The 9,765-nt window shown below is 50.5% G+C and carries 8 protein-coding genes; 3 read left to right on the top strand and 5 right to left on the bottom strand.

The features are described from left to right. Nucleotides 1-146 precede the first annotated feature (146 nt). On the top strand, nucleotides 147-1,430 hold the full coding sequence (locus VN105_RS21650; RefSeq protein WP_325644113.1) for an MFS transporter: 1,284 nt from the start codon (nucleotides 147-149) through the stop codon (nucleotides 1,428-1,430). On the opposite strand, the gene rpiA is transcribed toward VN105_RS21650, so the two are convergent. Genes rpiA through VN105_RS21625 form a run of 5 tightly spaced genes read right to left on the bottom strand, consistent with a single transcriptional unit; the run spans nucleotide 1,396 to nucleotide 6,906 of the window. After that, nucleotides 1,396-2,097 (bottom strand): ribose-5-phosphate isomerase RpiA, encoded by a 702-nt coding sequence (gene rpiA / locus VN105_RS21645; protein WP_325644111.1) that lies wholly within the window; start codon nucleotides 2,095-2,097, stop codon nucleotides 1,396-1,398. The genes VN105_RS21650 and rpiA overlap by 35 nt on opposite strands. A 27-nt stretch (nucleotides 2,098-2,124) precedes the next feature. Further along, nucleotides 2,125-3,369, bottom strand: coding sequence for an NAD(P)/FAD-dependent oxidoreductase (locus VN105_RS21640; RefSeq protein WP_325644109.1), 1,245 nt, complete (start codon nucleotides 3,367-3,369; stop codon nucleotides 2,125-2,127). A gap of 11 nt (nucleotides 3,370-3,380) precedes the next feature. Next, nucleotides 3,381-4,382: a 4-hydroxyproline epimerase gene (locus VN105_RS21635; protein WP_325644108.1), complete on the bottom strand. Its 1,002-nt coding sequence runs from the start codon at nucleotides 4,380-4,382 to the stop codon at nucleotides 3,381-3,383. 14 nt (nucleotides 4,383-4,396) lie between these two features. Next, nucleotides 4,397-5,986, bottom strand: coding sequence for an aldehyde dehydrogenase (NADP(+)) (locus tag VN105_RS21630; RefSeq protein WP_325644106.1), 1,590 nt, complete (start codon nucleotides 5,984-5,986; stop codon nucleotides 4,397-4,399). Further along, a complete protein-coding gene (locus VN105_RS21625) occupies nucleotides 5,983-6,906 on the bottom strand; it encodes a dihydrodipicolinate synthase family protein (RefSeq protein WP_325644104.1) in 924 nt (307 codons plus the stop codon). Before VN105_RS21625 ends, VN105_RS21630 begins: the two co-directional genes overlap by 4 nt. 206 nt (nucleotides 6,907-7,112) lie before the next feature. Between VN105_RS21625 and VN105_RS21620 the strand changes: the two genes are divergently transcribed. After that, on the top strand, nucleotides 7,113-8,732 hold the full coding sequence (locus tag VN105_RS21620) for a M28 family metallopeptidase (RefSeq protein WP_325644102.1): 1,620 nt from the start codon (nucleotides 7,113-7,115) through the stop codon (nucleotides 8,730-8,732). Between the two features lie 29 nt (nucleotides 8,733-8,761). Continuing rightward, nucleotides 8,762-9,520 (top strand): M90 family metallopeptidase, encoded by a 759-nt coding sequence (locus VN105_RS21615; RefSeq protein ID WP_325644100.1) that lies wholly within the window; start codon nucleotides 8,762-8,764, stop codon nucleotides 9,518-9,520. Nucleotides 9,521-9,765: the final 245 nt, after the last annotated feature.

The following is a 9,765-nucleotide window of genomic DNA, read 5'->3' as shown; positions in this document are numbered from 1 at the left end:
ACAGAATTGAAATACATTATCTTTAAGAAGCGGTACGAAGATAGGTGATTTATTGAATACAACCCTAATTTATTTTAAAGTTTTTCTACGCTGCTGTGGCCTGCCGGCTCCTAATTCCATTATTAAAATATATTTTCGCGTCATATATGAAACATCCTGACGCATGGCGGATAAGAGCCATATTAACCGGATCGGCCGGGAATCTTGTTGAATGGTACGATTGGTACATTTACGCCACGTTTTCGCTCTATTTTGCGCCTGTCTTTTTCCCGAAGGGCAGTTATACCGCCCAGTTACTGAATACGGCGGCCATATTTGCGGTGGGTTTCCTCATGCGGCCCATTGGCGGCTGGATGTTTGGCCGCATTGCCGATAAGCAGGGGCGTAAAGCCTCCATGACGCTGTCGGTGCTGCTGATGTCGCTGGGATCGTTGCTCATTGCATTCACCCCTTCCTATAACAGAATTGGCCTGGTGGCGCCCGCTTTACTGCTTATTGCCCGTTTATTGCAGGGGCTCAGCGTTGGCGGCGAATACGGCACTTCCGCTACCTATCTCAGTGAAGTGGCTACCAAAGACCTGCGGGGCTTTTACTCCAGTTTCCAGTATGTAACGCTGATTGGCGGGCAGTTGGTGGCGCTGGGTGTGCAGATGCTGTTGCAAAAGATATTTCTTACCCCGGAGCAGCTGCATGAGTGGGGATGGCGGATCCCGTTTGTGATCGGGGCCGCCCTGGCTTTCTTTGCATTGTACCTGCGCCGGCATATGCAGGAATCTACTTCTTTCGAAAAAATAAAAACAACAAAAGACAAGGGTTCCCTGAAACTGCTGTTCCAAAAGCATCCCAGGGCGGTGCTCACTGTAGTGGGGTTAACGATGGGCGGTACACTGGCATTTTATACGTATACCACATATATGCAGAAGTTCCTGGTGAATACTGTACATCTCACAATAGAACATGCCACTACCCTCACCTTCTTCCTCATGCTCATTTTTGCTGTGCTGCAGCCACTTTTCGGCTGGGTATCAGACATCTATGGACGTAAGCCGCTATTAATAGGATTTGGTATAGCCGGTACGTTATTCACCGTTCCTATACTTACCGGTATCAGCCAGGCGGCCTCAGAATGGACCGCTTTCTGGCTTATTCTGCTGGCGCTGGTGATTGTAAGCGGTTATACTTCTATCAATGCCGTGGTAAAAGCAGAATTGTTTCCTGCAGAAGTGCGTGCGCTGGGTGTTGGATTCCCTTACGCTATCACCGTAGCCCTTTTTGGCGGAACGGCAGAACCTATTGCCTTGTACTTTAAAAAGATCGGTTACGAACCATTGTATTACTGGTACGTAACCGTTTGTATCTTTATTTCCCTGCTGGTATATGCTACCTCGCGGGATACTAAAAAGACGTCTTTGCTTGATAAGGATGCGTAATTTCCCTGATGGTACCATCGGCATTACCGATGATGAGCCGGGTAGCGTAGTGAAGAAACAACCCGTTTTCCACTACGCCGGGCGTGTTGTTCAGCTGTGTATGCAGCGCTGCAGCATTGTGGATCTTTTCATAATGGCAATCCAGGATATAGTTGCCGTTGTCTGTTACAAAGCGGTTGTTATCCTTTAAGCGCAAAACGGGATGGGCGCCCTGTGCCACCAGCAGTTTGAAAGTAAGCTCCCATCCGAAGGTGGTTACTTCCACCGGCAAAGGGAACTTGCCCAGGTGTTTTACCAGCTTCTTATCGTCCATTACCACCAGCATTTCTTTGGAGGCTGCGGCAATGATCTTTTCGCGCAGTAAGGCACCGCCGCCGCCTTTGATCAGCTGCAGCTGTGTGTCGGCTTCATCGGCCCCATCTATATCAATATCTATCTGTTCTATTTTATCAAAATCAACCAGGGGGATCTGCTGTTCTATGGCCAGCTGTTCCGACTGTGCGGAGGTAGCTACCGCCTTTATTTCAAGGCCCGCCCTAACTAATTCGCCTATACGTAAAATAGCATAGTACGCTGTACTGCCGGTACCCAAACCAACGGTCATACCCGGCTTAATATATTCAGCTGCTTTTTCGCCAGCTGCTTTTTTACCGATATCTGTTTGCATGGAACAAATATAGCTATTCACTGTTAGCTAACGATATCTTGCGGGAGAAAATGCGTCGATATCAATACTTGTTTTACGGTTATCCGCCAGTTCGGCCAACAGCTTGCCCGTAGCGGGTCCCAGGCTGAGGCCCATCATAGCATGACCGGCGCCCATCAGCAAATTGGTATAGGAAGGCGCATAACCAATGTAGGGTAAGCCGTCTGGTGAGCAGGGGCGGCAACCGCTCCATACTTCTTTTTTATTGGGCATTTTTACCGGGAGATTGGGGAAATAACGGTTTACCGAATCTACGATCCCTGCCACGCGGTTCATATTTACCCGGTCATTTACCGGCGCCACTTCCATGGTACCGCCATAGCGCAGGCGGTTGCCCATGGGTGTTAACGCCACGCGCGCTTCGCAGAGGATAGCCGGAACATGAAGGTTTACAGCAGGGGCATCCAGTGTAACGGAATAGCCCTTACCCGGCATCATGGGCAGCTGCATACCTGCCAAACGTGCTACAGCCGGGCTCCAGGAGCCGGCGGCCAACACAAATACATCGGCCGTATGCGTTTCCTGCCCGGTGATTACCGCTGTTACCTTATTGCCGTTGGTCCTGATTTTTGTTACCTCCCGTTCCGGCAGGAACCGTACCTGTTTTTGTTGCAGGTATTGTTTCAGTTGCTGCATAAGATCATTCGGATAAAGGTGCCCGTCGCAGCGGTAATGTACCCCTCCCAGCACATCCAGCTGAACCTGTGGCTCCAGCGCCTGTAATGCGGTTTTATCCAGCACTGCTGCATCAAGCCCTATGGAACTGGCTTGTGCAGCGAGGTGGGCTTCTTCTTCCGCCACCGCTTCCGTTTTATAGTACATGATGATGCCTTTTCGCTCCAGTCCGAAGTTGAAGCCAGGCTGCTGCGCCAGCGATGTATACAATGAGCGGCTGAAGAGGTTAATATCCAGCAGCGGCTTTGCAGAAGCTTCTACATGCTTTGCCGTAGCGCTTTTCATAAATTTCAGTCCCCAGCTGATCAGTTGTTTATTCAGCGAAGGTTTCACATAGAACGGGCTTTTGCTGCTGAACATCCACCGGATGCCCTGGGATATGATTCCCGGCGCAGCCAGTGGTACAAAGTGACTGGGCACAATCATGCCCATGTTACCATAGGAGCAGTTGTTATTAAAATCTCCTTTATCGAGCACGGTTACTTCCCACCCGCTTTCGTTCAGATAATAAGCGGTACAAAGGCCGATAATTCCACCACCGATGACGATTGCTTTCATGTTTGAATAAATTAGATCACCTGGAATCCGTGTACGTATGGATCTTCGTCGTCCAGTATAATAGTGTTGTAGCCGGTTACCATTGCCCAGCCTTCTATACCCGGTACAATGGCGGGTTTACCGCCAATGGTGGTTTCTTCTTCGATGGTGCCTGTGAACTGTGAACCGATGATGCTTTCATGAATAAAGCGATCGCCTTTCTTCAGTTTTCCTTTGGCATGCCATTGCGCCATTCTTGCGGAAGTGCCGGTACCGCAGGGTGAGCGGTCGATGGCTTTATCGCCGTAGAACACGGCATTACGCGCAGTGGCATCCGGGCTGATAGTAGCGCCCGTCCACAGGATATGGCTCAATCCTTTGATATGCTCATTTTCCGGGTGTACGAAGGAATAGTTTTCGTTTAGTCTTTTCCGTAGTTCGCGGCTCCACGACACCAGCTGATCCGCCGTGTGGTGTTCCAGTCCCTTGAAATTTTCCTGCGGGTCTACAATTGCGTAGAAGTTACCGCCGTATGCCACATCTACCTTCAGTAACCCAAGATCAGGGCATTCTACTTCCAGGTTTTCTGCGGCGAGAAAAGATTTCACATTGGTGAGCTTTACCGACTTCACTTTTTTGCCTTCTCTTACATAACTCACCAGTACCAGTCCTGCGGGGGTTTCCAACCGTAACTGCCCCGGTACTTTAGGATTGATCAGGCCCTGTTCAATGGCGATGGTCACGGTACCAATGGTACCATGACCGCACATGGGCAGGCAGCCGCTGGTTTCAATATATAATACGCCTGTATCGTTCGCTTCATCGGAGGGTGGGTACAGGATGCTGCCGCTCATCATGTCATGGCCGCGGGGTTCAAACATGAGTCCTTTGCGGATCCAGTCGAACTCCCGGAGAAAATGCAGGCGTTTCTCCATCATGTTGTTTCCCTTCAGCGGCGGGCCGCCTCCGGCCACCAGGCGAACCGGGTTGCCGCAGGTATGCGCATCTATGCAAAAAAAAGTATTGGTGGACATAAGCATTCAATATTTTAACGACTAACGGTGTCTTTCGTCAACTGACCATTTATTTTTCTCCAGATGCCCAACGGGTTTTCGTTTTTCAGTGCATCCGGGAGCAGCTGCTGTGGCCAGTCCTGGAAGCATAGCGGCCTTGCGAAACGTACAATTGCAGAAGCGCCTACAGATGTACTTCGTATATCCGTGGTAGCGGGGAACGGGCCGCCGTGATGCATGGCGTATCCGGGTTCCACGCCCGTAGGCACATTGTTGAGGATCACCCTGCCGGCTTTCTGGCAAAGGGTTTCCACTGCTGCGGCGTATGTTTGCAGGTCGGCATCCGTAGCCATTACTGTACCCGTTAGCTGACCATGTAAATGTAATAACAAGTTTAATAGTTCCGCGTCATCTTTACACACTACCAGTAGTGAAGAAGGTCCGAATACTTCCTGCTGCAGTTCATCGCTGGCTATAAAATCGTGTGCCGCCACGCGGTAGAGTGCCGGAGCGCCTTTTACAGCGTCTTTCTCCCGCGGGCCTGCAAACAGTGTTTGTACCCCTTTCCTGCGCGACAGTTGTTCCCTGTTTTCGTGATAGTGATAGCAGATACCAGGGTTAAGCATGGTACCTGCCTGAATGGAAGCCATTTCCTTTTGCAATGCTTCCGCGAATTGTTCTGTAGCCTCACCGGCCAAAGCAATGAGCAGGCCGGGATTGGTGCAGAACTGTCCTGCGCCCAGTGTGATGGATTGCGCATATTGTTGCGCTGTTTGTTGCGCAGCTGCCGCCAGTTTGCCGGGGAGCAGCAGTACCGGGTTAATGCTGCCCATTTCCGCATATACGGGGATAGGTTCCGCCCGTTGAGTCACTGCATCGAAGATAGCTGTACCTGCCTTAAACGAGCCGGTGAAGCCAATAGCTTTGATACCGGGGTGTTTCACCAGCTGCTGGCCCAGCAATGTGCCGGTACCGTTCAAACTGGAAAACACGCCATCCGGCATACCGCATGACTGTGCTGCTTTTTGTATAGCTGCAGCCACCAGTTCATTGGTACCCAGGTGTGATTCATGGGCTTTCACGATAACCGGGCTTCCGGCTGCCAGTGCCGAAGCGGTATCGCCACCGGCAGTAGAAAATGCCAGGGGGAAATTACTGGCAGGGAATACGAGCACCGGGCCAAGCGGCACCAGCATTTTTCGTATATCCGCCCGCGGTAGTGGCGTACGTTCCGGCTGTGCAGGATCTATCACCGCTTCCACCCAGGAACCTTCCCTCAGCACTGCTGCAAACAGCCGAAGCTGGCTGGCCGTGCGCATACGTTCCCCGGTGATGCGTGCCAGCGGCAGGCCTGATTCCGCCACGGCCCTTTCCAGCAGCGGATCACCGATGGCGAGTATTTCTGTGGCGATGGCTTCGAGGAACAGCGCACGTTGTTCAGGGGAAGTATGACGATATATATTAAAAGCGGCGGCAGCTTTTTCCACCGCCTGGTTTGTTTCTGCTGTTGTTGCCGTTGAGAACATTTCCGGCAGTACGGCATTGCTAACGGGATCGAATGCACGAAGTGTATCTGTTCCCGTTGCAACCGTTTCGTAGCCGATGATATTTTTGCCTGTTATCATGCAGGAAGTTTTAAATAATCCGGCAGTTGGGGGCGGTTAGCCAATGCCGTTGTAATTATGTTTTCAGCGTAGGCCAGGTCGGCTCCTACCGGGATCAGCCGGGGGGCGCGTACATGGCTGGTGCCAATACCTGTAGCTGCAGCTGCCAGTTTAATATACTGTACCAGTTTAGGATCAATATCCAGTTCCAGCAGTGGCATAAACCAGCGGTAAATAGCCAGTGCTTCCGCAATACGGCCTGCTTTTACCAGGCGGTAAATAGCTACGGTTTCCCGGGGGAAAGCGTCTACCAGTCCGGCTACCCAGCCATTGGCGCCCAGCACCAGGCATTCCAGCGCCAGTGTATCCACACCGCAGAGGATACTGAAACGGTTGCCAAAGCGGTTGACCATGCGGGTTACATTGGTAGTATCCCGTGTAGATTCCTTTACCGCCTGGATATTAGGTGCTTTCGCCAGTTCTTCAAACATATCCAGGGTTACCAGGATCTTATAGTCCACCGGGTTATTATAGATCATCACCGGTAAAGAAGTACTGCCTGCAACTGCGAGAAAGTAAGTGACCGTTTCGCGGTCGTCCGCCTTGTAACGCATGGGAGGCAACAGCATGAGTCCTGCTGCACCGGCTTTCTCGGCAGCCTTTGCACAGGCAATAGCCGCCGACGTGGTTTGTTCTGCAATATTCATCACTACCGGTACTTTACCGGCCAGGAAAGCTACTGCATGCCTTACGAGTGCATACTTTTCCTCGTTCTGTAAACTGCTGGCTTCTCCCAGCGAGCCGCCGAGGATAATACCATTAACGCCTGCATCAATTTGTGCCTGCAGGTTTTTGTCGAACATCTCATAATCAATATGATCATCCGCAGTAAAAGGGGTAAGCAGTGCGGGAAATACGCCTTGCCAGTTAATTGCTGCCATTTTTCCTATCTTTTTTTATGTTAGCAAAAATAGCCGCAGAGGCCCGATAGCATGCTGCTGTAATTAATCAATAGTACGCAGATTTTAACCGAAAAAACGCGGCTTTCATCGATATTTAAAAAATATCCGCGCACTATCAAAGATGTTATTTTTTGGTATTCTAGCTTAAGTCCGCTAATTTTTGCCCTGAATAAATCATAAAAACATTGAAAACATCCATTATACTGGCTATAGTGGCGCTGTTACCGGTTACCCGGCTTACAGCGCAGGATTCAACAGCCATCAAAGCTATTAACCCGGCGGGGTTTGCCCGGCACATCAGTGTGCTTGCCTCCGATGCCTTTGAGGGCCGCAAACCCTTTACCCGTGGGGAAGACAGCTCCATTCAATATCTTGCTGCGCAGTTTAAGCAGCTGGGCCTGAAGCCCGGTAACGGTAACAGCTACTTCCAGGAAGTGCCGATGGTGTCTATCAGCTCCAAACCCGCAGGCAACCTGGTGATAAAAGGCGCTAATGGCGAATTATCGTTGCAGTACCTGGAGGATTTTGTAGCAGCTACCCGCCGCGTTCAGGAGCAGGTAACCATTCCCACAAGTGAGCTGGTGTTTGCCGGATACGGTATTGTTGCGCCTGAATACAACTGGAATGATTACAAAGGACTGGATGTGAAAGGCAAAATAGTAATTGTGATGATCAACGACCCCGGCTTTGCAGACAGCACGCTGTTCAAAGGCCGCACCATGACCTATTACGGCCGCTGGACCTATAAATTTGAAGAGGCATCGCGGCAAGGCGCCGCAGGTGTGATCATCATTCATGAAACGGCAGCAGCCAGTTATCCATGGAAGGTAGTACGCAGTGGCTGGTCTAATTCCAAGCTGCACCTGCAAACCGCCAATAACAACATGCATCGTACCGCAATGGAGGGCTGGATTACCCTGGATGCAGCAAAAAAGATCTTCCGGCTGGCCGGCGTATCGCCAGATATTATGCAGCAGTCCAGGACAAAAGGTTTCAAGCCCAGTGACCTCCATTTAAATACATCTCTCGTTATAAATAATACCATAAAAAAATCTACCTCGCACAATGTACTGGCAGTACTACCCGGCGCTAAACGCCCGCAGGAATGTATAGTATATTCGGCCCATTGGGATCATTTTGGTATAGGCGAGCCCGTTAAAGGAGATTCCATTTATAACGGCGCCGTAGACAATGCCACCGGCACCGCAGGGCTGCTGGAACTAGCCACCGCTTTTACCAAACTGCCGCAGGCGCCCCGCCGTTCCATCCTGTTCCTTTCCGTTACCGGGGAAGAACAGGGGCTGCTGGGATCGGAATACTATGCCGCGCACCCGGTATTCCCAATGGAGAAAACCGTGGCAGACATTAACCTGGATGTACTCAATACGTTTGGCCGTACCCGTGATATCACGGTGATAGGATACGGGCAATCGGAGCTTGATGAATACGCCCGGCGCGCCGCTCAAAAGCAAGGCAGGATCACCGTGCCGGAAGCCAACCCCGAAGGCGGATGGTTTTTCCGTTCCGACCATTTCAACTTTGCCAAGAAAGGCGTACCCGGATTATATATCGGGCCCGGTAACGATGCATTGGGACACGAACCTGGATGGGGCAAAGAACAAACCGCAGCGTATAACCGTTTGCGTTACCACTCCCCTGCCGATGAATTTGACGCCAACACCTGGAACCTGGACGGCATGGTAGAAGACATCCGCCTCCTGTTCGACGTTGGCTACCACCTCAGCAACGAAAATACCCTTCCTGCATGGAAGAAAGGATCAGAGTTTAAAGCATACAGAAAATAACTACAGACATGGTTTTATTCGGATTGATAATGATAGGACTTATCCTGTTCCTGTACTTTCAGAATATGTACAGTCGCCGGAAAGGGAAGAAAACGGCCGTACCCGATGGGTACCAGTCGTTGTTAGAAGAACACGTACGCTACTACCAGCAACTGCAACCTGCAGACAAAACACGCTTTGAAGCCATGGTACAACGCTTCCTTAAACGCACCAGCATAGAAGGCGTAGGCACCGAAGTAGAACCACTGGACCGCGTGCTGGTAGCCGCCAGCGGCATCATCCCCATTTTTGGGTTCAAAGACTGGGAATACTTCAATCTCACCAACGTTATTCTTTATCCCGATACGTTCGACGAAACCTACCAATATGAAGGCAATCGCCGTAACATTCTCGGCATGGTAGGCTCCGGCGCACTGAACGGACAAATGATCCTTTCCCGCTCCGCCCTGCGGGAAGGCTTCTCCAATGTAACCGATAAAAACAATACCGCCATACATGAATTTGTACACCTGCTGGATAAAACCGATGGTTCTATAGATGGCTTCCCGAGTAAATTACTGGATCATAGCTATAGTATTCCGTGGATGAAGCTGGTGCACCAGACCATTCAGCAGATATCGGAGGGGCATACGGATATTAATCCTTATGGTGCGATGAATGAAGCGGAATTTTTTGCGGTGATATCGGAGTACTTTTTCGAGCGGCCGGATCTGCTGGCGGAGAAGCACCCGGAGTTGTATGGGATGCTGGTGAAGATGTTCAGGCAGGACCCGGCAGGGAGGGGGTGATATTGAAGAAGCCGCAAGTGGAGTGCTTGCGGCTTTATTATCCAGATTATTGGGAGGTTGATGTTACTGAATCCCGCCATAATCTTCCAACAACCATAGTGCGTCTCGCTAATTCGTAATTTTCAATTCATCTTTTACAAAAAAAATACTATCCACTTTTGCATTTTGAAGAAGACTTCTATTGTTAAAGTTTAAATATTTCAATACCCCTGCCCGCAATTCCTCTGACTCGCCAAATTGTTTAT

The organism is Chitinophaga sp. (genome assembly GCF_035564935.1).
Classification (GTDB): domain Bacteria; phylum Bacteroidota; class Bacteroidia; order Chitinophagales; family Chitinophagaceae; genus Chitinophaga.
Note: the sequence above shows the minus strand (reverse complement) of the source record. Positions and strands in the feature narration are given on the sequence as shown.

What these genes read in the sequence shown, in the direction of transcription:
- VN105_RS21615 (WP_325644100.1), top strand. Translation starts at nt 8,762, where the DNA reads ATGATAGGACTTATCCTGTTCCTGTACTTTCAGAATATGTACAGTCGC.
- VN105_RS21625 (WP_325644104.1), bottom strand. Translation starts at nt 6,906, where the DNA reads ATGGCAGCAATTAACTGGCAAGGCGTATTTCCCGCACTGCTTACCCCT.
- VN105_RS21635 (WP_325644108.1), bottom strand. Translation starts at nt 4,382, where the DNA reads ATGTCCACCAATACTTTTTTTTGCATAGATGCGCATACCTGCGGCAAC.
- VN105_RS21640 (WP_325644109.1), bottom strand. Translation starts at nt 3,369, where the DNA reads ATGAAAGCAATCGTCATCGGTGGTGGAATTATCGGCCTTTGTACCGCT.
- VN105_RS21630 (WP_325644106.1), bottom strand. Translation starts at nt 5,986, where the DNA reads ATGATAACAGGCAAAAATATCATCGGCTACGAAACGGTTGCAACGGGA.
- VN105_RS21650 (WP_325644113.1), top strand. Translation starts at nt 147, where the DNA reads ATGAAACATCCTGACGCATGGCGGATAAGAGCCATATTAACCGGATCG.
- rpiA (WP_325644111.1), bottom strand. Translation starts at nt 2,097, where the DNA reads ATGCAAACAGATATCGGTAAAAAAGCAGCTGGCGAAAAAGCAGCTGAA.